Annotated in this window: 18 protein-coding genes and 3 tRNA genes; 8 read left to right on the top strand and 13 right to left on the bottom strand. The window is 45.1% G+C overall.

Annotation, left to right across the window (positions count from 1 at the left end; all coding sequences use genetic code 11):
* Window positions 1-45: 45 nt before the first annotated feature.
* Window positions 46-729, bottom strand: a complete 684-nt coding sequence (gene pspA / locus RJ41_RS16195) for a phage shock protein PspA (RefSeq protein WP_039222986.1) — start codon at window positions 727-729, stop codon at window positions 46-48.
* 220 nt (window positions 730-949) lie between these two features.
* On the opposite strand from pspA, the gene pspF reads away from it, so the two are divergent.
* The 6 genes from pspF to RJ41_RS16225 are packed head-to-tail and all read left to right on the top strand — an operon-like array spanning window position 950 to window position 7,486.
* Window positions 950-2,071: a phage shock protein operon transcriptional activator gene (gene pspF / locus RJ41_RS16200; protein ID WP_039222987.1), complete on the top strand. Its 1,122-nt coding sequence runs from the start codon at window positions 950-952 to the stop codon at window positions 2,069-2,071.
* A gap of 3 nt (window positions 2,072-2,074) precedes the next feature.
* Window positions 2,075-3,778: an ABC transporter substrate-binding protein gene (locus RJ41_RS16205; RefSeq protein WP_039222990.1), complete on the top strand. Its 1,704-nt coding sequence runs from the start codon at window positions 2,075-2,077 to the stop codon at window positions 3,776-3,778.
* Window positions 3,775-4,806, top strand: a complete 1,032-nt coding sequence (locus RJ41_RS16210; protein ID WP_039222991.1) for an ABC transporter permease — start codon at window positions 3,775-3,777, stop codon at window positions 4,804-4,806. Before RJ41_RS16205 ends, RJ41_RS16210 begins: the two co-directional genes overlap by 4 nt.
* Window positions 4,793-5,686: an ABC transporter permease subunit gene (locus tag RJ41_RS16215; protein ID WP_039222993.1), complete on the top strand. Its 894-nt coding sequence runs from the start codon at window positions 4,793-4,795 to the stop codon at window positions 5,684-5,686. Before RJ41_RS16210 ends, RJ41_RS16215 begins: the two co-directional genes overlap by 14 nt.
* 1 nt (window position 5,687) lies before the next feature.
* Window positions 5,688-6,683, top strand: coding sequence for a peptide ABC transporter ATP-binding protein (locus RJ41_RS16220; RefSeq protein ID WP_039222995.1), 996 nt, complete (start codon window positions 5,688-5,690; stop codon window positions 6,681-6,683).
* Window positions 6,683-7,486: an ATP-binding cassette domain-containing protein gene (locus tag RJ41_RS16225; protein ID WP_039222998.1), complete on the top strand. Its 804-nt coding sequence runs from the start codon at window positions 6,683-6,685 to the stop codon at window positions 7,484-7,486. The genes RJ41_RS16220 and RJ41_RS16225 overlap by 1 nt, the downstream gene beginning before the upstream one ends.
* A gap of 176 nt (window positions 7,487-7,662) precedes the next feature.
* Here the strand turns inward: RJ41_RS16225 and RJ41_RS16230 are convergent, their stop codons facing one another.
* The 10 genes from RJ41_RS16230 to RJ41_RS16275 form a co-directional block, all read right to left on the bottom strand.
* The gene (locus RJ41_RS16230) at window positions 7,663-8,793 is read right to left on the bottom strand and encodes a sodium ion-translocating decarboxylase subunit beta (protein ID WP_014948675.1); all 1,131 of its coding nucleotides are present in this window, start codon (window positions 8,791-8,793) and stop codon (window positions 7,663-7,665) included.
* A gap of 3 nt (window positions 8,794-8,796) precedes the next feature.
* Window positions 8,797-10,617, bottom strand: coding sequence for a sodium-extruding oxaloacetate decarboxylase subunit alpha (oadA, locus tag RJ41_RS16235; protein WP_039223000.1), 1,821 nt, complete (start codon window positions 10,615-10,617; stop codon window positions 8,797-8,799).
* A gap of 19 nt (window positions 10,618-10,636) precedes the next feature.
* Entirely contained in the window at window positions 10,637-10,924 is a 288-nt protein-coding gene (locus RJ41_RS16240; RefSeq protein WP_039223002.1) for an OadG family protein, read from the bottom strand.
* 219 nt (window positions 10,925-11,143) lie between these two features.
* Window positions 11,144-11,620: an acyl-CoA thioesterase gene (locus RJ41_RS16245; RefSeq protein WP_039223004.1), complete on the bottom strand. Its 477-nt coding sequence runs from the start codon at window positions 11,618-11,620 to the stop codon at window positions 11,144-11,146.
* Window positions 11,621-11,761: 141 nt separating this feature from the next.
* Window positions 11,762-11,838, bottom strand: a tRNA-Arg gene (locus RJ41_RS16250).
* Between the two features lie 53 nt (window positions 11,839-11,891).
* A tRNA-Arg gene (locus tag RJ41_RS16255) sits at window positions 11,892-11,968 on the bottom strand.
* 37 nt (window positions 11,969-12,005) lie between these two features.
* Window positions 12,006-12,097, bottom strand: a tRNA-Ser gene (locus RJ41_RS16260).
* Between the two features lie 565 nt (window positions 12,098-12,662).
* The gene (gene csrA, locus RJ41_RS16265; RefSeq protein ID WP_012517705.1) at window positions 12,663-12,854 is read right to left on the bottom strand and encodes a carbon storage regulator CsrA; all 192 of its coding nucleotides are present in this window, start codon (window positions 12,852-12,854) and stop codon (window positions 12,663-12,665) included.
* A 134-nt stretch (window positions 12,855-12,988) separates the two neighbouring features.
* Window positions 12,989-15,586 carry an alanine--tRNA ligase gene (alaS, locus tag RJ41_RS16270; RefSeq protein WP_039223010.1) on the bottom strand — a complete coding sequence of 866 codons (2,598 nt, stop codon included), beginning with the start codon at window positions 15,584-15,586 and terminating at the stop codon, window positions 12,989-12,991.
* Window positions 15,587-15,899: 313 nt separating this feature from the next.
* On the bottom strand, window positions 15,900-16,358 hold the full coding sequence (locus RJ41_RS16275; protein ID WP_039223011.1) for a regulatory protein RecX: 459 nt from the start codon (window positions 16,356-16,358) through the stop codon (window positions 15,900-15,902).
* A gap of 118 nt (window positions 16,359-16,476) precedes the next feature.
* Here RJ41_RS16275 and RJ41_RS16280 point away from each other — a divergent pair, with 118 nt between their 5' ends.
* Window positions 16,477-17,802, top strand: coding sequence for a GNAT family N-acetyltransferase (locus RJ41_RS16280; protein ID WP_039223013.1), 1,326 nt, complete (start codon window positions 16,477-16,479; stop codon window positions 17,800-17,802).
* Entirely contained in the window at window positions 17,792-19,867 is a 2,076-nt protein-coding gene (locus RJ41_RS16285; RefSeq protein WP_039223016.1) for a M13 family metallopeptidase, read from the top strand. The genes RJ41_RS16280 and RJ41_RS16285 overlap by 11 nt, the downstream gene beginning before the upstream one ends.
* Window positions 19,868-20,104: 237 nt before the next feature.
* Here RJ41_RS16285 and betI read toward each other — a convergent pair whose 3' ends face one another.
* Both betI and RJ41_RS16295 read right to left on the bottom strand, forming a co-directional pair.
* Window positions 20,105-20,680, bottom strand: a complete 576-nt coding sequence (betI, locus tag RJ41_RS16290) for a transcriptional regulator BetI (protein ID WP_039223018.1) — start codon at window positions 20,678-20,680, stop codon at window positions 20,105-20,107.
* Between the two features lie 76 nt (window positions 20,681-20,756).
* Window positions 20,757-23,180, bottom strand: a complete 2,424-nt coding sequence (locus RJ41_RS16295) for a TonB-dependent receptor domain-containing protein (protein ID WP_039223020.1) — start codon at window positions 23,178-23,180, stop codon at window positions 20,757-20,759.
* Window positions 23,181-23,312: the final 132 nt, after the last annotated feature.

The following is a 23,312-nucleotide window of genomic DNA, read 5'->3' on the forward strand; positions in this document are numbered from 1 at the left end:
TACCCTCCCTCCGAATTAACATCAGGAGGGTACACCCTATTCTTATTATTCTGACTTTTCAGCGCTTTGATTCGCACCTTTAACTTTCGCTTTCAACGCCGCAAGTTCGTCTTCCACTTTATCGCTAGCTTCTAGCTCGGCAAACTCGTCTTGCAGTGTCTTTTTACCTAAATCATAGGCTTCTACCTGGGATTCAAGGTCATCAATCTTACGCTCGTATTGCTCAAAACGTCCCATCGCATTATCAACTTTAGAGCTATCTAGCGTCTTTTTCACTTCAAGGCGTGAGCTAGCCGTTTTCTGGCGCATAATAATCGCCTTCTGACGACTCTTAGCATCCGCAAGCTTTTCTTGAAGCTGACCAATTTCATCCTGAAGTTTACTGATTTGTTCATCAACAATGGCCAGTTCTTTACTTAGTGCGTCGGCAGCTTCTGCAGACTTTTTCTTTTCTTGCAGTGCAGCACGTGCTAAGTCTTCCCTGTCCTTACTTAACGCAAGTTCTGCTTTCGCTTCCCAGTCGCTTGCATCGCTTTCATACTTGGCAATTTGATTAACAATTTCTTTTTTATTGGCTAAGGTTTTTGCAGATGCAGAGCGCACCTCAACCAATGTGTCTTCCATTTCCTGAATGATTAATCTAACCATTTTCTCAGGATCTTCTGCCTTGTCTAAAAGCGCATTAATGTTCGAATTCACAATATCTGTAAAACGCGAGAAGATACCCATAATAATTACCTCTTGCTAAAAATGGTAAGTGTTAAAAACACCACACTTGATAAATAGGTTACTCTTGGTAAACATAGTATTCAATATACTTGCCAACTTTCCGTCGATGCTAACTTACTATTTTTTATACATTTTTCACGCAGCCAAATAATACTCGTTTATCAATTTATTTTGTTCTACACTATTAATTGGTCGAAATGACTAAATTTTGAGGGATTTAATGAGTAGGTATCGACAGCAAGATAATTTGCTTGGTCAAGCGAATAGTTTTCTAGAAGTTTTAGAACAAATTTCACAGATTGCACCGCTAGACAAGCCAGTGCTTGTTATAGGCGAGCGAGGCACAGGTAAAGAGCTGATAGCGGCCCGACTCCACTTCCTCTCTAAGCGCTGGGATCAAAACTACATTAAACTAAATTGCGCAGCGTTAAGCGAAAGTTTATTAGAGAGTGAGCTTTTCGGCTATGAAGCAGGCGCGTTTACTGGCGCGTCAAAACGTCGTGAAGGCCGTTTTGAAGTTGCTCATAACGGTACCTTGTTTTTGGACGAACTTGCCAACACATCAGGCCTTATTCAGGAGAAGCTGCTTCGTGTCGTTGAATACGGTGAGTTTGAGCGCGTTGGTGGCAGCAAATCAGTAAAAACTGATGTTCGCCTTATCGCAGCGACAAACGAAGATTTACCGGCTCTTGCTGACGCAGGTGAGTTTCGCGCTGACCTTTTGGATCGACTTGCGTTTGACGTTATTACTATCCCTCCTCTTCGCGAACGTCGTGAGGACATCATGATGTTAGCCGAAAATTTTGCTATTAACATGGCCCGCGAAATGGAGATGGAGTTATTTAGCGGATTTACCGAGAAAGCCAAACGCACGCTACTTGACTATGATTGGCCTGGTAACATACGGGAGCTCAAAAACGTGGTCGAACGAGCAGTTTATAGAACTAACAACCCTCATCTTCCAGTACATGAAATAGTGCTTGATCCATTCGAGTCTGTCTATCGTCCAAAGAGCAGAGTAAAAACAAACGATAGAGTGAGCACATCAGACTCGGTTAACAAAAAAGTACAGACAGACATCCCATTTGTTAGCGAGCGGACAGAAAATGTCGACGTTACTCCGCTTGCCCCAGCTCCAAAGCAAGAAATTGTTGAATATCCCATAGATTTGAAAGAACGCTCTCAACAACATGAGATAGATATGATAAAACAGGCACTTGCTGATAGTCAGTTTAATCAAAAGAAAACCGCAGAAAAATTGAGCCTAACTTATCATCAGCTACGAGGCTATCTCAAAAAATATAACTTATTAGATTCTTCCGCTGAAAACGTTGAGGCGTAAAGCATGTCCCATGGTTTGGTAACGCGTTTGTCATTGTGTTTATGTACGGCGCTTTTAGTTGCATCTTGCGCTAAACAGAATAAGCAAGCGTTTTACAATACAGGCATCATTTACTGCTCTGAAAGCAATCCAGTTACTTTTAACCCCCAGCTCGATACGTCAAGTACAACATCGGATGCAACCTCGCACCAACTATACGACAGACTACTCGATTTCGATCCGAATTCGGGTCGTATTGTGCCAAGCCTAGCGAGTAGTTGGTTAGTTAGCGATGATGGACTTACCTATGCTTTTCAGCTTCGCAAAGACGTTTGGTTTCACAAAACAGGCTATTTCGAACCTACACGGAATTTCAACGCCGACGACGTTATTTTTAGTATAAACCGGTGGCGTTTGCGTTCGCACCCTTATCATTATGTGTCAGGCGGGCGTTACCCGTATTTTGAAAGTATTGGTCTTGCTCAAAATATTGAATCGGTAGAGCGTGTCAACGGCTATCGCGTTGAAATCACGCTTAAACGCCGCGATAGCTCATTCTTATCAAATTTAGCTACAGACTTCGCTGTTATTTTGTCAGAAGAATATGCCGACACGCTTGCAAAGGCCGGTACACCGAGCCAAATTGACGAACTTCCAATTGGCACCGGGCCATTTAAATTTTACAGCTATCGCAAAGATCACTTTATTAAGTATCAACGCCATGACAACTATTGGCGTATACAAGCAATGGAAGAACACCCCAACGGCGACAGTGGCGTGACATCAGAGCCTCATGGGTTGAGCGAAGAACAGAAGCCGGAAACGCCCGTGGTCGAGCAACTCATTTTTGATATAACGCCACGAAGCTCACTTAGATTGGCAAAGCTAATGACTGGGGAATGTGACGCAACAGCGTTTCCTGCACAAACTGAGCTTGAGGTGATTCGCACCGAAAGTGACCTGACACTAGCCGAAAAACCGGGCCTTAACATTGGCTTTTGGGCCTTTAACACCCAGCGCCCACCATTTGATAACCCTGATGTAAGGCGGGCACTCGCTGCCGCTATTGATAAAAACACCCTATTAGAAGCTGTGTATTTCGATAGCGCTACGCGAGCGAAAACATTGCTGCCTGCGGCAAGTTGGGCGTTTCAAAATGATGCTGATGACACGGCCTATAATCCGGTATTGGCGCGCAAATTACTGGCTGATGCAGGTGTAGCGCCTGGGTTTTCAATGACGATATGGGCTATGCCTGTAGAACGCGCTTACAACCCAAACGCGAATAAAATGGCAGAGCTTATTCAGCGCTATCTTCGCGACGTTGGGGTGGAGGCCACCATTGTAAGCTACGATTGGACTACATTCAGGCGCCATCTTCAGGAAGGCCTGCACGACTCAGTATTAATTGGCTGGTCTGCGGATAACGGTGACCCTGATAATTTTTATCGCCCCCTTTTGAGCTGCGGCGCCATACCATCGGGCACAAACCGCGCGATGTGGTGTAACGATGACTATGATAAGCTGCTCAATGAAGCCCTTCAAACCGATGATATTGAAGAGCGTACCACTATTTATAAGCAAGTGAATCGTCTATTATACGAGCGTCTTCCCTTGGTGCCCATTGCCCATGCCTATCGCTATCAAGCATATAGAAATGAATTACAAGGCATGACAATAAATCCCTTCGGTGGTGTACGTTTTGGTGGGGTAGAAAAAACACTGTGATCCAGATTCTCGTAAGATATTGTACTTTATTTATATTAACGCTTTTAGTGTTAACAATTATTTCGTTTTCACTCGCATACCTCTTTCCAGGCGACACTCTCGAAAACTTGACCGGACTTGTGCCTCAAAACGAAATTCAGCGCGCGGCACTTGAAAAACAATTTAAGCTAGACCAGTCCTATGCTTTTCAATTTTTCTACTACGTGGGTAATCTACTGACGGGAGACTGGGGATACAGCTTTACCTCTGGTCTGCCGCTTCGAGAAGAAGTGGGCATTGCCATGCCCGCCACCATAGAATTAGCAACATATGCGATGTTAATGGCTTTATTTGTTGGAATACCTTTAGGGTATTATGCCGGTATTCGCTGTTATTCAACGTCTGATCATTTAATCAATAGCACGAGTATTACCACCTATTCTTTTCCCGTTTTCTGGTTTGCATTGCTGCTTATTCTTATATTTAGTTTGCAGTTAGATGTGGCACCACTATCTGGTCGAATAAGCTTAATCTACGACATAGAACCGGTTACCGGCTTTATTTTGTTTGACGTGTTACTGTCAGATATCGAAAACAAATCCTTGGCTTTAAAAGATGCGTTGTCTCACCTAGCGCTGCCCACGTTTGCTATCGGTGCCGTTACTACGGCCTCAATGATTCGCATAACCAGGCGCTCTGTTATAGATGTAAAGCATCGTCCATACATTGCTGCTGCTGTGTCGCGCGGGCTTTCTAGCTGGCAAATATTCTTCCGTCATATTCTTCGTAATGCGCTGCTTCCTATTTTACCGTTAATGGCCATTCAAATTACTACGCTTATAACGAATGCTATGATTGTTGAAACCCTATTTTCATGGCCCGGTATTGGCAACTGGTTGATTCAAGCCATTTATCAACGAGATTACCCTGCTCTTCGTATCGGCATGATGGCGGTATCTACGGTGGTGGTTACCCTAACAATTCTCGTTGATTTATTTAACCGTTTGATTGATCCAAGTAGAGAGAAATACGAACGTGCCACAGTTTAGTTTGTACGAAGAAGAGTTTCATCCATCGCCGTGGCAAAGAACCTGGGCGTCGTTTAAAGCGAGCCACATTTCTATGCTCGGCTTAATCATGCTGGCGCTGTTTGTTGTATGTGCATTGTTCGCTCCTGTCATCACCCCCTATGGTGCAATAGAGCAAAATATTGATGGGTTATTAATACCGCCAAGCTGGCTAGCTAATGGCTCCATTTCTCATCTTTTTGGAACAGACGCGTTGGGACGAGACTTGTTCACTCGTATTATCTATGGCTGCAGAACTACGTTAGGTTCAGCATTTATCACTGTTGTGCTTGCTATGTTAATGGGCGTGAGTCTAGGTACGCTCGCTGGCATGCTAAGAGGAGTGCGATCCAGTGTGGTGAACCATTTACTCGATGCACTCATGGCTATACCTACCCTTCTCATAGCCATTATTATCGTTGCTATATTGGGTACAGGCTTGGTCAACAGTATGTGGGCAATCACGCTGGCTTTAATTCCTCAGTTTGTGCATCACACGCGAAGCTTTGTGCGCGCTGAGATGAAGAAAGACTACATCGTGGCATCGACATTAGATGGGGCTAGTAAATGGCAGCTTTTCATTCACTCTATTTTACCCAACATGACGGAGATGCTGGTTGTGCAGGGGACCCTTGCGCTTTCTATCGCGGTGATTGATATTTCAGCACTGGGCTTTTTAAATTTAGGTGCCCAATCACCGTTACCTGAGCTAGGCGTTATTCTAGCCGATGGGCTGGATGTAACTTACTTGGCACCTTGGAACGTAGCGGTCCCTGGCATGACGATATTTTTTATAGTGCTGTCCATTAACATAGTGGGTGATGGCCTACGTTCTTCGCTTCGAAAAAGGGTGAGTTACTGATATGCCAATGCTTGATATTAAAAATCTCACCTTAGAAATGCAGAATGGTGAAGGCACAATAAAGGCCTTGGATAAGGTAAATTTGTCGGTAAGCTCGGGAGAGATCCGCGCTCTGGTTGGTGAATCAGGTTCTGGTAAAAGCTTGATTGTATCTGCAATATGTGGAGCGCTGCCCAATCAGTGGAATTTAACTGCCGACCGCATGAGCTGGAATGGTGAAAACCTTTTAGGCATGTCGGTGCAGCAACGCCGCGAAGTAATGCGTCGTGAAATCGCGGTAGTTTTTCAAAACCCCCAGGCTAGTTTGGACCCATCAGCGACGTTAGGCGAGCAACTCGAAGAAAGTATTCCTGATGAATTCGTTGAAGGTAGATGGTTTTGGCAACGAGCTCAGCACAGAAAGAAGATAGCCATAAGTACCGTACATAAGGTGGGAATAAAGCACCACAAGCATTACTTGAGCGCATTTCCTCATCAAATCCCTGCTGATATTGGTCAAAAATTTATGATCGCGATGGCGTTGGTATCTCAACCAAAATTGCTAATCGCAGATGACCCAACTCGAGGCATGGAGCCAACGACAAAAACACAGATATTGAAGCTATTTACGCGCCTGAATCAAACCCGTTCCCTATCTATTTTGTTTGTCAGCCATGATTTGCTGGCAATCGCAAGTATGTCTCATTCTATGACGGTGCTATACGCTGGACAAACCGTCGAATCTGGAAAAATGAAGCACATTAAGAAGCGCCCGCTTCATCCGTATACCAAAGCATTGCTAGATAGTGCACCGAGTTTCAGAAAAGATTTGCCGCCGAAGTCATCATTACCAACCTTAAGCGGCTCTATACCAACGCTTCAACATTTACCTATTGGATGCCGATTGGGTCCGCGCTGCCCGCGCGCGCAACGAGCCTGTGTTCAAACTCCAGCAGTACGTAAAATTCATGACCATAACTATAGCTGCCATTATCCGCTTCATATGGAGAAATTGTAATGGATATTTTGCAGGTAAAAGATCTCACGTTTATACACAACGAAAAGAAACGATGGTCAAAGCGGCCTGAAGTATTCCAGCTTGGCCCGGTTAATTTGAGCGTTAAGCGAGGGGAAACTATCGCTATTATTGGTGAAAACCGTTCAGGTAAATCATTACTTGCAAAATTACTAGTAGGTGCACTGCCTGCCGATGCTGGTGAAATCGAAATAAACACCCACAAATATTTAGCAAAGTACCAGTCAAAAGATGGGCAGCGAAAACGCACTCACGACATTCGGATGATTCTGCAGCACAGTGCTGAGTCGATGAACCCGGCTGTACCCGTTGGCAAAATTCTTGACGAACCTTTGCGTTTAAATACAGGGCTAAGTGAAGCCGAACGCAAACCAATTATTGAAGATATGTTGGTTAAGGTAGGGCTTTTACGCGAACACTATTACTTTTACCGTCATATGCTTTCTGATGGACAACAGCAGCGCGTAGCGCTTGCCAGGGCCATTGTTTTAAAACCTAAAGTGTTAGTGGCTGATGAACCTTTTGCAGCACTAGACCCCACCATCCGTTCGCAAACCGTAAACCTTATTTTGCAGCTGCAACAAGAGTTGGGCTTAGCCTTTATTTTTATTAGCCACAATTTAGGGATTGTGCGCCACATTGCAGATAGAATTATCGTAATGGAAGGCGGCGAAATTGTAGAGGAAGGGAAGACCGAGACTATCTTTAGGTGGCCACAGCATACTCGTACTAAGAAGCTAGTAACCGCATACCAATCGCTAGTGCCGCAAAATACGATAAGATAAAACGCTAACTTCCAATCTCATTAGACACGCACACTTCTTTCTTTCACGCTGATTTAGCCTATGAAACTGAATGCGCTAATTACCTTCACTCTAGTCGACATTCTCTGCTGAAATAGTGCTAAAAACGTAAAAAAGGGGCAGTTAGATGCCCCTTTTTCTAAATGCGGAAGTAGGACCTACCCAACAAGTGCCAACAGAATACCTGCGGCAACCGCACTACCTAGTACGCCTGCCACGTTAGGCCCCATTGCATGCATTAGTAGAAAGTTATGTGGGTTTGCTTCTAACCCAACCTTGTTCACTACTCTAGCAGCCATTGGCACAGCAGACACGCCAGCCGCGCCTATTAGCGGGTTTATACTGCCACCCGACAGCTTGCTCATTAGCTTGGCCATAAGTACGCCTGCGGCAGTGCCTATACCAAACGCGATAGCCCCAAGCCCCAAAATACCTAAAGTCTCGACCGTAAGGAATGCTTCAGCTGATAACTTTGATCCTACTGCTAAACCAAGGAAAATGGTGACCGTATTGATGAGCTCGTTTTGGGCTGTTTTGCTCAATCTGTCTACCACGCCACACTCTTTCATTAAGTTACCGAAGCAGAACATGCCGACAAGCGGCGTTGCGGCCGGTAAAAACAAGATAGTCATAAATAGCACAGCAAGCGGGAAAATAATCTTCTCTCGCTTTGACACAGGTCGTAGTTGACCCATTTTTATCTCGCGCTCTTCTTTTGTGGTCAGCGCTTTCATGATAGGTGGCTGGATAATAGGTACCAACGCCATATAAGAGTATGCAGCGACGGCAATCGCACCAAGCAAATCAGGCGCAAGCCGTGAGGCGAGGAAAATGGCAGTAGGCCCATCCGCGCCACCTATGATAGCAATGGCACTCGCGTCTTTTAACGTAAACTCAAAGCCAGGTATAAGGTTTAACGCTATCGCGCCAAACAAGGTAGCAAAAATACCGAACTGCGCAGCTGCGCCAAGTAACAACATTTTAGGGTTAGCAATAAGCGCACTGAAATCAGTCATTGCGCCTACGCCCATAAAGATGAGCAGAGGGAATACCCCTGTATCTATGCCGATTTTGTATATGTAGTGCAACAAGCCCCCAGCTTCTGAAAAACCAGCGATAGGGATGTTAGTAAGCAATGCACCAAAACCAATGGGCAGTAAAAGCAATGGCTCAAACTTTTTAACAATGGCCAAGTACAACAAGCCGAAACCCACTGCCATCATTATAAGCTGGCCGGCTTCAAAGTGCGCAAGCGCGGTACTATCCCAAAGTACCATTAACTTATCCATGTACTACCCCAATAAGATTAACGGTTGACCACTGGTTACGGCATCGCCTTCACCAACGGTAATGTCGGTAACAGTACCTGTAAATGCGGAGCGGATCTCTGTCTCCATTTTCATGGCTTCTAAGATCATGACCACATCGCCTTCTGACACGCTGTCGCCGTTTCTCACCAAGACTTTGAAGACGTTACCTGCAAGCGGTGCATCAATAGACTGTGAAGCGGCAGAGGCTGATGGCGCAGCGCTATTGGTTTGAGACTGTGCCTGCGTCTGAGAGCCACTTGCAGGTGTAACGCTCGTCAGCGTACCTGAAGGTGCCACTTCTACGCGATACACTTTTCCATCTACGTTTACGTCGTAAGTTTCACTCGCGGTAGCCCCTTGTGAGTTTGACTTGGCTTCAGCAGATTTAGGCGCACTCGAGCTTTGCGACTCTTGCGCGCTAGGTGCAGGTTCAAACGCATCAGGGTTGCCGCGGTTTTCGATAAACTTTAGGCCTATTTGCGGGAATAAGGCATAAGTCAGAACATCATCAACTTTATCGTCTGACAGCGATAATTGCTTTTTCTCGGCCAGTTCATCAAGCTCTTTACTCAGTGTATCCAGCTCTGGGGCAATATTGTCAGCAGGGCGGCATGTCACGGGTTCTGCGCCATCAAGTACACGCGCCTGCAATTCCTTGTTTACTGGTGCTGCGGTAGCGCCATATTCACCTTTGAGAACGCCTGCGGTTTCTTTTGTAATGCTTTTGTAACGCTCGCCGGTAAGTACGTTAAGCACTGACTGCGTGCCTACAATTTGTGAGGTTGGCGTAACCAGAGGAATAAACCCAAGATCTTCCCTCACCCGTGGAATTTCTTTCAACACTTCTTCGAATTTATCTTCAGCGCCCTGCTCTTTAAGCTGGCTTTCCATGTTGGTTAGCATTCCGCCCGGTACTTGAGCCAAAAGAATACGTGCATCTACCCCTTTGAGGCTGCCTTCGAACTTGCTGTATTTCTTTCTTACCTCTCTGAAGTAACTGGCAATGTCTTCAAGCTCAGGCAATGAAATGCCCGTATCGCGCTCAGTACCTTCTACGATAGAAACCATGGTCTCAGTTGCGCTATGACCATAAGTCATGCTCATTGAAGAAATAGCCGTGTCCAGCATATCAATACCGGCATCGATAGCTTTTTGATACGTCGCTGTACTCAACCCTGTTGTGGCATGGCACTGCATGGCAATAGGTACATCAACCGTTTCTTTTAATCCGGTAATCAATGCCTCGCACTCGTACGGTTTTAAAAGCCCAGCCATATCTTTTACGCAGATAGAATGAACCCCTAGGTCTTCTAGCTGTTTCGCCATTTCGAGCCAAAGCTTAAGATTGTGCACAGGGCTTACCGTATAAGAAATTGTCCCTTGCGCGTGAGCGCCACTGTCTATGGTCGCTTTTATTGCGGTTTTCAAATTTCTAATGTCATTCATGGCATCAAAAATTCTAAATACATCTACGCCACTTTCGTGAGCTCGCTCTACAAAGCGAGTGACAACATCGTCAGCATAATGGCGGTAACCCAATAGGTTTTGGCCACGCAACAGCATTTGCTGTTTCGTGTTAGGCATGGCTGCTTTTAGCTTTCTGATGCGCTCCCAAGGGTCTTCCCCTAAATAACGAATACAGGCATCAAATGTAGCACCACCCCAAGATTCAACTGACCAAAAGCCAGCTTTATCTAGTTTTTCTGCTATGGGAAGCATATCTTCAATACGCATACGCGTAGCAAGAAGCGACTGGTGTGCATCTCGCAGGACCAGCTCGGTAAGGGCCAGAGGCTTAGACATGGTAACTCCTGATTAGGCTTTATTTTTTTGAATTTTGACGATGGGTATGAATGGCGGCAGAAATAGCGGCGACAACGCTTCCATCTATTCCTGGTTGTACCGCTTGATTGTTTCGGCCTAAATTAGCTGAAGGCCCTTTTAAATTAGCGGAAGGCTCTGCTGTTTCACCGGGAAAGGCTTCACAAAACCGTGCAATGAGATGAATACCCACAATAAGAAGCCCTAAGAATGAGAAAACAAATACCATTCCTATAAGCATAAGAGAACCTGCTTCAAAGAGCAGGCTAGCGACGGATCCCGAATCCATATTCAATCCTGTTGTTATTTTGTACCTGAATAAGTATCACGTGGTTTTTCAAAACACAACAAAGTAGCATAAAAAACCACTTTAAAATGAATAAAACCCGCCAAAATGAAACTTAATGCATTATTCTTTAATAAATTTGCAACAAAAGCATATTTTAGGAATTAGCATAAGCGTTGCCGATGCCAGCAATCTACGTTTACGTTCATTTATACTCACGCCTTAATGAAAGCCTATATTCTCCGTAAAGTCACTGTCTAGCTGTTTAGCGAAATCTTTCGCATGCATCGCCACTAATTCTAGCTGCATATGTCGTTCATCCTCGGGTACGTAAGCAGGCACATTTACTGGGCTTCCCTCACAGTCCACCGCCATAAAAGTTATAAAACAGCGATTTGCGACAGACGTAGTGTTTTCGGTGGCGTCGCCCGATTTAACCACAACATAGATATGCATACTTGACGCACCAGTGTGTACCAACGATGCGGTTATCTCAACTAGCTGGCCTACTTTTATAGGTTTTATGAAACGTATGCCATTGGCAGATACCGTGACGCAGTAACATTTGGACCACTGCGCGGCACAGGCATAGGCTGCTTGGTCAATCCATTTCATTACAATGCCACCGTGAACGTTACCGCCAAAGTTGACGTCGGTAGGTTCTGCTAAAAATCGAAAAGTAGTAGATGGATGTGCCATAGCGTACCTCGCGCTTTACTGCTGTTAGACACATTAAGTTTAGCTTAAATTTTGAACAGCGCGCTTAGACGAAAGTGGAGAGAACAAAAATAAAAGGAGTAGAAATGAAAAAACCCACCTAAAAAGGTGGGTTTTTCAATATGGCGCGTGTGGAAGGATTCGAACCTCCGACCGCCTGGTTCGTAGCCAGGTACTCTATCCAGCTGAGCTACACACGCGTAAACTTGTGTACTTTTGAATTTTACATCAAAAGGTGACGCTTTAAAATAAGTGGCGCGTGTGGAAGGATTCGAACCTCCGACCGCCTGGTTCGTAGCCAGGTACTCTATCCAGCTGAGCTACACACGCGCAAAACTTGTTGTTGGCCGTCACTGCCAACGAATAATGGCGGAGAGGGAGGGATTCGAACCCTCGATACGCGTATATGCGTATGGTTCCTTAGCAGGGAACTGGTTTCAGCCACTCACCCACCTCTCCTTGACTGCGGGGTGCATTTTACGGATTCATTGGCCTGAGTCAAACCTTTTTTATAAAGAAATTGTTCACCCGCTGCCATTTTAAACGATTCGAGCAAAAAACCAGTAATTTGTTCGCAATACAAGCAATTAAACCGAATTTTATTTAACGATGCTCGTTAATTTGCATTTGAATATGTGCAGCTTCATTGCAGTTTTAACTGACCCGCCTTAATAATTTAGTCAATTTTTCAAAAATAATATCAAAAAGTTTTGAATTTATTTGTTCAAAACCAAGTACGCTGATTCGTATTACTTACTTAAGTTATTTAAAAGCGCTCCAAAATCTCAGATAAAGCGGTTAATGTCTCGATTTAAAAATCGTCCACCCAGAAGGCATTGTGCTAGAAAAAAGCTGTGCACGACCCAGAGACTTAACTTGGTCGTTAGTGCGAGACATCACAACGTCATTTCTGGCGTAATAGAACAGAAACAATAGACTTGCGCTAAAGCCCGATAAGATTTACTCACTTAAAACAAAAAAGGTCAGCGTAAGCTGACCTTTTCCAATGAAGCGTATAATGCAATTATTCTGCAGAGCCTGGCTGACCGCCTTTTTCTGCTTGAATGCGCATGTATATCTCTTCACGGTGCACAGAAACTTCTTTTGGTGCATTCACACCGATACGTACCTGATTCCCTTTTACACCTAGTACGGTAACGGTTACATCGTCACCAACCATAAGCGTTTCACCAACTCGACGAGTCAAAATAAGCATTCGCTTGCTCCTGTTCCTTAATACTGAACATCATCCATTAAGATTTGCCAACCCATCGGCACGACCCGATGGAAGCGACAGTGATTCCATGTTTCTGCGTCACTTCAAAAACTCACTGTTATACACAGAAATAATTATAGCTTATCTTGTAACCAAGCGTTAACCGAATCTAGCGCCTGGCCCAAGTTTTCAGGCTGATCACCGCCTGCTTGCGCCATATCTGGACGACCGCCCCCTTTGCCACCGACTTGAGATGCGACAAAGTTAACTAGCTCGCCCGCTTTAACTTTACTTGTGAGGTTTTTAGTAACGCCAGCAATAAGATTCACTTTCGCGTCATTAGCCACACCTAATACTACGATCCCTTCACCAATTCGGTTTTTAATGTCGTCCATCATTGAACGCAATGACTTCGCTTCAACACCTTCCAAATTAGCAATAAGAACTTTAACGCCATTTATCTCTACTGCATTACTAAGCATATCAGCACCTTGCTGACTCGCCAGTTTTTGTTTCGCAGAATTGAGCGCTTTTTCTAGTTCTTTAGTCTGATTTTGTAGAGAAACTACGCGATCGAGCACATTTTGGCTGTCTGTTTTTAATAATGCAGACAATGAAGACAGTGTTGCCTGCTGTGTTTGCACAACTTCAAGTGCGTGTTCGCCAGTAACCGCTTCAATACGTCGAACGCCCGATGCAATACCCGCTTCACTGGTAATTTTAAACAAGCCAATATCACCAGTACGTGTAACGTGAGTACCACCACATAGCTCAACAGAGAATGGCCCCATGGTTACCACACGAACTTTTTCGTCGTACTTTTCACCAAATAGCGCCATTGCGCCTGATGCTTTAGCTTCATCTAAATCCATCAGTTCAGTTGCTAACGTGTGATTTGCACGAATTTCTTGGTTAACTCGCCTTTCAATCTCAGCAAGTTGCTCAGCCGTTACTGCCTCAAAATGCGAGAAGTCAAAACGCATGCGCGGCGCTTCAACCAATGAACCTTTCTGAGTTACGTGCTCACCTAAAATTTCACGCAGTGCTGCATGAAGTAAATGCGTTGCGCTGTGGTTCTTTTTAATGGCTTCACGATTTGCTGCATCAATCGCTGCGGTTGCCGTATCACCTTTAGATACCGAACCTTTAGCAATACCTTTGTGTGCAAACGCATTACCCATTTTTTGGGTGTCGGTCACAATGAATTCACCGTTAGCCACGCGAAGCACGCCTTTGTCACCTGCCTGACCACCGCTTTCAGCGTAGAACGGCGTGCTATCTAATACCACAACGCCTTCTTGACCGTCTTCAAGCTTCTCTACAAACGCATTGTCGGCGATAAGTTCAACCACATTCGCCTGGCCTTCTACATCGGTGTACCCAGTAAATGAGGTTGTGTGGTCAATGGCGAGTTTACTGTTGTAGTCTGCACCAAAGTTGCTAGCTTGTTGTGCACGAGCCCGCTGCGCCTGCATAGCTGCTTCAAAACCTTCTTCGTCGATCTTAAGGTCGTGCTCACGCGCTACATCATTGGTTAAATCAGTAGGGAAGCCATAAGTGTCGTAAAGTTTAAACACTACGTCACCCGGCACAGTATCGCCTTCTAAGGTTTCTAACGTATCGTTTAGAATAGCCATACCACGGGCTAGTGTTTTGCTAAACTGCTCTTCTTCAACACGCAGTACTTTTTCAATTACCGGTAGCTGGTCTACAAGTTCTGGGTATGCTTCACCCATTTCTTTTGCAAGTGATGCCACAAGCTTGTAGAAGAAGATATCGTTTGCGCCAAGCTGATAGCCGTGGCGAACAGCGCGACGGATGATGCGGCGTAATACGTATCCGCGCCCTTCATTCGATGGCATAACGCCATCGCAAATTAAGAAGCTGCACGAACGAATGTGATCGGCAATAACCCGAAGTGACTTGTTCTCTAAATCTTCGCTACCAACAATTGATGCTGCCGATTTGATCAAGTTTTGGAAAAGGTCGATTTCGTAGTTGCTGTGCACGTTCTGCAAGATAGCGGAAATACGCTCAAGACCCATGCCCGTATCGATTGAAGGCTTAGGGAGTGGCTCCATGGTACCGTCAGCTTGTTTATTAAACTGCATAAATACCAGGTTCCAAATTTCGATAAAACGGTCGCCATCTTCTTCTGGTGTTCCCGGAGGACCACCCCAAATGTGAGCACCGTGATCGTAGAAGATTTCAGAACAAGGACCACATGGACCGGTATCGCCCATAGACCAGAAGTTATCTGACGTGCTAATGCGAATAATCTTTTCTTTTGGAACACCAATATGTTTTTCCCAGATGTCGAACGCTTCGTCATCTTCTGAATAAACGGTGACTAAGAGCTTTTCTTTTGGCAAACCAATTTCTTTGGTAAGGAAATTCCACGCAAACTCTATCGCTTCTTTTTTGAAGTAATCGCCAAAGCTGAAGTTACCCAGCATTTCAAAAAAGGTGTGGTGACGCGCAGTGTAACCTACGTTCTCAAGGTCATTATGCTTACCACCTGCGCGAACGCAGCGCTGCGATGATACCGCACGGGTATAACTGCGCTTTTCCGCACCTAAGAAGCAGTCTTTAAACTGGTTCATGCCCGCGTTGGTAAAAAGAAGTGTGGGATCATCTGCCGGTACCAGTGACGAGCTCGCCACCGCTTGGTGGCCATGGCTTTTAAAATAATCGATAAACTTGTTACGTAAGTCAGCAGTTGATAATGTCATTGAAAACCTAACTTCCTTTATTCTATTTTTGAAACGTGCGATTTGCCTGTTCTAATGAGCCTTATAATCGGGGCGTTTTGCTAATACACAACACGCCAATCTCCGCTATATTTCTCTGGATAATTAAAATGCACACAAATTTGCGCAACAATACCATGGATAGCGCAATTTTGTTAAGTGTAACGGGGGTAAGATAAGCTCAAATTTCACTTTAAATCGACGAAAATAGCCAGTATTCACAAAACGAATCGCCGAGAGCCCATATTTACAAGGCAACATAGGTGAGAACCCAGCTGTTCGTGCCAAAGCCGTTTTAGCTAGATTCGTTTGCGCTTACCGCATATTCAATGTGTTCCTGATAAAAACCGCGATACTGAAGAAACTGTTTCTGCTTTTGCCTTAACGCGAATTCGGTTTCATAGAACTCACCAAACTTTTTCTCTTTCACTTTCTTAGCGCTTTCAAACCAGTCAGCGTCAATCTCTCTCATTGCGTACTCTGCGGTACTCTCATCAACACCGTATTGCTGTAAGTCTAGTTTTATCGCGCGAGGCCCCTTCCCTTTTAAGTACAGTGCGCGAGCTCGGCTTTCGGCAAATCGCGCATCGCTTTGGATATCAGCATCTTTGAATTCCTCCAGAATAGGCATGAAAGCATCACCCGTTATTCCCTTCTGCTGCAACTTTCGCATAATCTCGTTAAAGCTATGCTCTCGTCGTGCCAGCATGCGAGTAATCGCGTCGGTAATGATTTTTCGGTCGAACTCTGACATTTTTGTAAGCTTACTCTTCTGTATTAAACGTAGAAACCGCGTTATTTTAGCGTTAAATACTCGTACATTGCGACTATCTAACGTTTTACGCACTTAACCTCTACATGATGTAAATTGCATGACAGCATCTGACTATCGCATAACAATAATAGATTCGATTGAACAGTTCTCTAAAGAGCGCTGGCAAAACCTCGCGAAGGATGCGGGTCCTTTCCTTTCTTATGAATTTTTGCATGCGCTAGAACGCAGCGGTTCGTGTTGCAATGAATCTGGATGGCAACCTTGCCATATCGCTATAGCAAAAGGTCAGCATGAGGCTGCAAATCTTGTTATTCCTGGCTACCTGAAAACTCACAGCTACGGTGAATATGTTTTTGACCACGCTTGGGCTAATGCTTATGCACAGCACGGTCTCGACTATTATCCCAAATGGATATCGGCCATTCCCTTCACGCCTGTAACTGGTCCAAGGCTACTTTGTGATGGGCACATTATGCTTACTCCGGCGCTTTTACACGAACTGGAAGATACGGTGGCAACGTACGTAGAATCCGTATTTGGTGAAACCTTATCTTCTTTTCACTGGTTATTCCCAAATGAAAGCACATCGGCTCAAATCACCAGTAGCGGTATCCACAAGGCAAATGATTTATCCGATGACTTATCCATTGCACGACTACGAGATCAATCCGACACGCTAAACCGATACCTAACCCGATACGTGGTTCAGTTTCAGTGGCATAACTACGGCTATAATGATTTCAATGATTTTCTAAATGCGCTTACCTCCCGCAAAAGGAAAGATATCAAGAAAAGTCGACGCAAACTAAACGAGCAAGGCGTTCGCTTTACCCATCATACCGGCAATGATATTAGTCCAGAAACACTTCAGTTTTTTACAAAGTGTTACAAAGCTACCTATTTAAAACGAAGCGGTCACGTGGGATATTTAAATGATGCCTTCTTTGAGCAGCTTGTCGAGAGCATGAGCGACAACATGCTTATAGTGACGGCAATAGAGAATGAGGTAGCGGTAGCCAGCGCCCTCTTTTTCTACGATGATACAGGGCTGTATGGCAGATACTGGGGAGCGCTGAAAGAAATAGACGGGCTACATTTTGCCTGCTGTTATTTTGAAGGCATTGAATTTGCCATTGCGAAAAAGCTGCCGCTATTTAACCCCGGCACCCAGGGTGAGCATAAAATACTTCGCGGCTTCGAGCCCATTTATTGCCGTTCACATCACAAATTACAACACGGGTCGTTTCACACAGCGGTAGCAGACTTTTTACAGCGAGAAACGCCGCATATCACAAGCTATTTTAATCAGGCACGGAATGCTTTACCGTTTAACAAGGAATTTGTGCCTACTTTAAAAACAACGAGTGTCACTGCACCTAACGACGACACTTATAATCACAACGAGAAAAATGATGAAATATAAACTTCTTGCCGTAGCGATTGCGGCATCTTTAGGCCTTGCAGGTTGTGGCCAACCTGAACAAGCAAAAGACCAAACGAGCAGTGTTGAAGCGCCAGAGATGAAGGGCGAAGCTGAGCTAGGTTCATTCGGCGTAGATTTAACCGCTCGCAACGAAGCGGTAAAACCTGGTGACGACTTCTTTATGTACGCAAGCGGTACTTGGTACGACAACTACGAGTTACCCGCTGATAAAACTCGCTACGGCGCATTTACTGGTCTTGCCGAGCGCAGTGAAGAGCAAGTTAAGAACATCATTGACGGTCTAATGGAAAAGTCTTCGCTGAATGCAGAAGAGAAGCTTGTTCACGACTTTTTCGTTGCTTACATGGATACCGATACCATCAACGAAAAAGGTATTGAGCCGATTAAAGACGTACTAACCTCTATAGATAGTATTGAGAATAGAACTGACCTAACCAAGGCGTTTGGTAATAGCTGGTTGGTAGGTTCAAGCACACCAATTTACGGTGGCATGTGGTACAACCGTCTTGACCCGAACGAATACCAGTTAAGTGTTGGCGTAGGTGGCTTAGGTCTTCCTGATCGCGATTACTACCTAAGTGATAGCGAACGTTTTGTTAAGATTCGTGAAGCTTACGTAGCACACATCGAGCAAATGCTCAATTTTGCAGGCGAAGAAGACGCAGCCGAAAAAGCAGCAAACATTCTTGCTCTTGAAACACAAATTGCAGAAATTCAGTGGCCTCGCGAAAAGCGCCGTGACCGCGACCTTACACTTAATCAAATTGAGCGTAGCAAACTGTCTGACGAATACCCTGGCTTTGATTGGGACACGTATTTTGCTCAAACCGGTTATAAAGTGCCTGAGCTGAATATTACACAGCCTGAGCCAGTAAAAGACGTTATTAAGATTATTAACGAAGCTGACTTAGCCGATTGGAAGTCGTACTTGAAGTATCACACTATTTCAAACAATGCGGACTTCCTTTCTGAAGATATCTACCTAGCCAACTTTGACTTCTTTGGTCGCACACTAAGCGGTCAGCAAGAGCCTCGTCCTCGTTGGAAGCGCGCAGTGAGCCAAATGTCTGGTACTGAATCACTGGGCTTTGCTATCGGTAAGATTTACGTAAACGAATACTTCCCAGAAAGCTCAAAAGAGCAGATGGCAGAGCTGGTTGAGAACTTGCGTACAGCACTAGGTGAGCGTATTGAAAACCTAGACTGGATGAGCGAAGAAACCAAGGTAAATGCCAAAGAAAAGCTTATGGCATTTAACCCTAAAATTGGCTACCCAGACGAATGGCAATCTTTTGATGGCGTAACCATTAGCGACAAGGACTTAGTGGGCAATGTTCGTAACCTACGTACATTCTTCCAAGACCAGTCGGTAGAGCGCGAGCTAGAGAAAACGGATCGCAACCGCTGGGGTATGACACCGCAGCGCGTTAACGCCTACTACAATAGCTCGTTTAATGAAATTGTATTCCCAGCGGCTATTTTACAACCGCCATTCTTTGATCCAAACGCCGACGCAGCAGTTAACTACGGTGCAATCGGTGCGGTAATTGGGCACGAGATGGGACACGGTTTTGACGACCAAGGCTCGAAGTCAGATGCAAACGGTATACAGCGCAACTGGTGGACCGATGCTGACCGCGCAGCGTTTGAAGAAAAAGCGGATATGCTAGCCGAGCAATACAGCCAGTACGAGCCTATCGAAGGTAACTTCGTAAATGGTCGCAACAGCTTGGGTGAAAACATTGGTGACGTGGGTGGTCTAGCCATGGCTTACCACGCCTACAAACTTAGCCTTAACGGCAAAGAAGCGCCGGTAATTGACGGCCTAACAGGCGATCAGCGTTTCTTCCTTGCATGGGCACAAGTGTGGAAAGAAAAACGCACTGAAGAAAGCATGCTGAATCAACTTCGCGCAGGTACACACGCGCCAGGTCGTTATCGTGCACAAGCACCAAGAAACCATGATGCATGGTATGAAGCGTTTGATGTGAAACCAGGTGATGCACTTTATCTTGCGCCAGAAGAGCGCGTAAGAATTTGGTAACTTGTTGAGTTAATCACTTAGTGAGCACATGCTAAGTTCTCGCGCCGGATAGCAATTTGTATCTGGCGCCAGTTAATACCAGTCCGCATAGATCATGTAGCTCATTTAGAAAGTGTAGATAATTAAAAAGGGCGGTTCGACTTATCTCGAACCGCCCTTTTTATTTTTCTAATCAGTATTCGCTCGGTGGTACTTATACGCCAGCCCCGAGTACTTGTTTAACTTCCGTTTGCTTATTTATCTTCCGTATTGGGCAACTAAATCGCGAACGTATTGCTTACAACGAGCTAAAGCTTCTGAAAAATCACCGTTACCCACACTGCCCATGGAATAACGAAGCCAATACCCATCAATTAATGCAGCGGTAGACGCAGCGGCGTTTTTGACATGCTCAGGTTTAAGTAGCTTGCGGTAACTAAACGCTAAATTACGCTCTAAGCGTTTGTGGTTAATACACTGCAAACGATGCAAGCCTTCGTTGTGAAGTGACAACGCCCAGAAGTTAAACCAGGTATTGGTGGCGGAACTTGCCCCTTGCGTTTGTGAAAAGTTATTTTCAATAATGAAATCAATCCGCTCTAGGGGATCGTCAATACGCTGCGTGATTTTTAGCGCATCGAGAAGGTGGCGCATCGTTGCTTCAATTAAACCTTGCTTGTCACCAAAATAGTGACTGATTATCCCTGAAGAAAGCCCAGCTCTTTTGCTAATTAAGCTAATCGTTGTACCGTGATAGCCCACTTCTGCCATCACTTCTAACGTTGCTTCAATTAATTGTTTCTTACGAACTGGCTCCATTCCCACCTTGGGCATGCTACAACTCCAAACCTTAAATCTAGTAAAAAATAACCCGCGACAGCGCTATGCTGCCGCAGGCATGATATCACGATTAAAAGGTTAAGCGTGCGTTGACTGCAACAGCGCGAGGCGCGCCAATCCAAAATGCACCTGGGGCAATGGTAGACGCATAGTCTTCATCAAACAGGTTGTTTACTGTTAAACGCACTTCTAGCTCTTCAGCACCTGAACCAATGTTTTCGATAAAGCCGCCAATATAGAAGTCGCTAACGATATAGTCATCAACTTGTGCTGCATTATCAATATCCAGGTAGCGGCTATCAACGTACTTGGTAGACAGGCCTGCAAAGTAGTTGTCGCGTGCCCAATCAAGGCTAATTACCGCCATAGTGTCAGGCGTACCGATAACCGTATTACCTTCAATAGCTACCAGTGACACTTCTGGGTTTTCAGGGTCAGCGATGGCTGCCAGCGCATCGTCAAGTGTATCGTATTGCGTACCTGAACTACCTACCGTCGCAACATATTCTGACTCGCTCAAGGTAATAGAAGTAAACAACGAGAACTCTTCGGTTAACATAACGTCTGCTGAAATTTCAAAACCACTAGACTCAATACCGCCCACGTTTTTGTACCCACCCGCGGCGGCTTCAAGAAAGTCTATGCCCTCTGAGGTTTCGTTACTGGTAAATTGAATACGGTCGTTAAACTCAATATTGTAGTAGGTCACGCTGGCATTGAAACCAGGTGAAGAGTAGCGGAAACCTACGTCAATGTTGTCAGCGGTTTCTGGCTTTATAAAGCGAAGGTCAGTATCGTTGCGCTCTAGTTGTGCATCTTTGATTGCCGCAAAGTTCTCACCGTAACCTGCGAAAACTTCCACTCCCTCAATGGGTAAAGGTGCAACGATACCGGCTGAGAATAAGGTATCTGAGTCAGTATTCACCGCTAAGTTGTTGGCTGAATCAAAGTTGTCCGTTTTCTCGATATCTACGTTAAACTTCTTGGCACCAGCGCGAATGCGGGCAAAGCCTAAATCAAGCTCATCTTCCACATAGTACATTAAGGTATCGACTGGGAAGGTTCTGTCGTACTGCACCCAGTAAGGCACGTTGTCATAATCTACGCTGATAGCCGAGTTAGTCACTTTGTGCCAATCGCGAGACTCACCACGCTCGTAGTCTTCCCACCAAATACCGAATCGTACTGTATTATCGAAATCACCAATTTTTGTATACCACACAGCATCAGCATTAATGCCAAAACGCTCTTTATCATAATGGGTGTGACGATATGAGCCCACGGGAATTGCCCCTTGTTCGTGGCAACCTGGGTCATATTCTGGGCCAGCACCACCATAAGGGAAAGTCAGTGAGCTTTGGCAACCTTCAATTGGACTTAGTTGATTACCTTGCCTGTCTACAAAGTAAATTTGTCCAAGCTGTTGGCCACCGTATACGGTATTACCGACTACAAGCTCTGAATGACCTTCTGCGCCGTCATCAGTGATATCAACAATGTATGGTGGGACCCACTCCCCGCGGCCTTCGTTGTCGTGATAATACACGTTGGTCATAAAATCGACTTGGCCAATCGTGAATTCTGCCTGTAGATAGGCAAAAAGATTCTCTCGCAAAGTAGACCAACCTCGGCGATATGCCTGATCTTGATAAGGCACGCCTGTCCATTCGTCTGTTAACTGGTCCCAGTCTGGGTTTTGTTCATATTGTGCCAGTCCATAAATACGCTGGTAGTTATCTTCGTGGGTATCGTCGTAAGACAGGTAACCTGTAAGAGACACGTCGTTAACAGTAGAGATAAACTTCATGGCTAAATGATCACGCGTATTCTCTGCTGTTTGCTGCATAAAGTCAGAGCTTTCTTGGCTTGAAAGGCTTATCCACGCGTAAGTATCTTTAAAGATTTCGCCTGTTTCGTAGCGTACATAATATTTTGACGCATCAAATGAACCCGCAGTCACACTGGTTATTAAGCCCTGCTCCGCAGACGGGTCAATAGTGGTGAAATTCAGTGTGCCGCCCAAGGCTTCGTGTGAACGGGAAGCGATATCCGCCGTACCCTGAGAAACTTCAACGCCTTTTACGTTTTCGGTATCGATATAGCGATTCGCTTTCGCGCCACCACCGTAATTCGAGTTACCGTTGGCGATGCCATCTACCGTCATGCCAATTTGCTGCTCGTTTAGGTTTACTTGAAAGCCACGAATAACAATAGACGTTGACCAGTCATCAGCCCCAAAGGTATCACCTTCGTTAATAAGCACACCCGGCAGGTTGTCAACCGCGGCTAGCACACTGCTAAGATTAGCCTGTTGTTTAAACATATCGTCGCTCGTTGCGTTATTCGCGTAAGAAACGCTTCGCCCAACAACGGTAATTTCTTCTATGCGCTCTTCGTCAGCACGCTCTGCTTCCTCTGCCCACGCCACTGTAGGTGTAGTCATAGACGAAAGTGCTGCAAGTACAGCTAACGAGAGTTTATTGTGTGTTTTCATGTGTTTCCTAAAGTAGTTGTGTAATGTTTACTCACTACTCTAGGGAGGAATTGTTACAGTAGCGTTAAGTTTAATTGAACAATCAATTAATAAAACATTTTCCATGTTTGTTTATTCAATGACATCCAAGTA

The organism is Alteromonas marina, assembly GCF_000808575.1.
Taxonomy (GTDB): domain Bacteria; phylum Pseudomonadota; class Gammaproteobacteria; order Enterobacterales; family Alteromonadaceae; genus Alteromonas; species Alteromonas marina_A.

Bases quoted from the DNA above. Each gene is read 5' to 3' on its own strand.
- pspA (WP_039222986.1), bottom strand. From the start codon at position 729: ATGGGTATCTTCTCGCGTTTTACAGATATTGTGAATTCGAACATTAAT.
- pspF (WP_039222987.1), top strand. From the start codon at position 950: ATGAGTAGGTATCGACAGCAAGATAATTTGCTTGGTCAAGCGAATAGT.
- RJ41_RS16205 (WP_039222990.1), top strand. From the start codon at position 2,075: ATGTCCCATGGTTTGGTAACGCGTTTGTCATTGTGTTTATGTACGGCG.
- RJ41_RS16220 (WP_039222995.1), top strand. From the start codon at position 5,688: ATGCCAATGCTTGATATTAAAAATCTCACCTTAGAAATGCAGAATGGT.
- RJ41_RS16225 (WP_039222998.1), top strand. From the start codon at position 6,683: ATGGATATTTTGCAGGTAAAAGATCTCACGTTTATACACAACGAAAAG.
- RJ41_RS16230 (WP_014948675.1), bottom strand. From the start codon at position 8,793: ATGGATAAGTTAATGGTACTTTGGGATAGTACCGCGCTTGCGCACTTT.
- oadA (WP_039223000.1), bottom strand. From the start codon at position 10,617: ATGTCTAAGCCTCTGGCCCTTACCGAGCTGGTCCTGCGAGATGCACAC.
- RJ41_RS16240 (WP_039223002.1), bottom strand. From the start codon at position 10,924: ATGGATTCGGGATCCGTCGCTAGCCTGCTCTTTGAAGCAGGTTCTCTT.
- RJ41_RS16245 (WP_039223004.1), bottom strand. From the start codon at position 11,620: ATGGCACATCCATCTACTACTTTTCGATTTTTAGCAGAACCTACCGAC.
- csrA (WP_012517705.1), bottom strand. From the start codon at position 12,854: ATGCTTATTTTGACTCGTCGAGTTGGTGAAACGCTTATGGTTGGTGAC.
- alaS (WP_039223010.1), bottom strand. From the start codon at position 15,586: ATGACATTATCAACTGCTGACTTACGTAACAAGTTTATCGATTATTTT.
- RJ41_RS16275 (WP_039223011.1), bottom strand. From the start codon at position 16,358: ATGTCAGAGTTCGACCGAAAAATCATTACCGACGCGATTACTCGCATG.
- RJ41_RS16280 (WP_039223013.1), top strand. From the start codon at position 16,477: ATGACAGCATCTGACTATCGCATAACAATAATAGATTCGATTGAACAG.
- RJ41_RS16285 (WP_039223016.1), top strand. From the start codon at position 17,792: ATGAAATATAAACTTCTTGCCGTAGCGATTGCGGCATCTTTAGGCCTT.
- betI (WP_039223018.1), bottom strand. From the start codon at position 20,680: ATGCCCAAGGTGGGAATGGAGCCAGTTCGTAAGAAACAATTAATTGAA.
- RJ41_RS16295 (WP_039223020.1), bottom strand. From the start codon at position 23,180: ATGAAAACACACAATAAACTCTCGTTAGCTGTACTTGCAGCACTTTCG.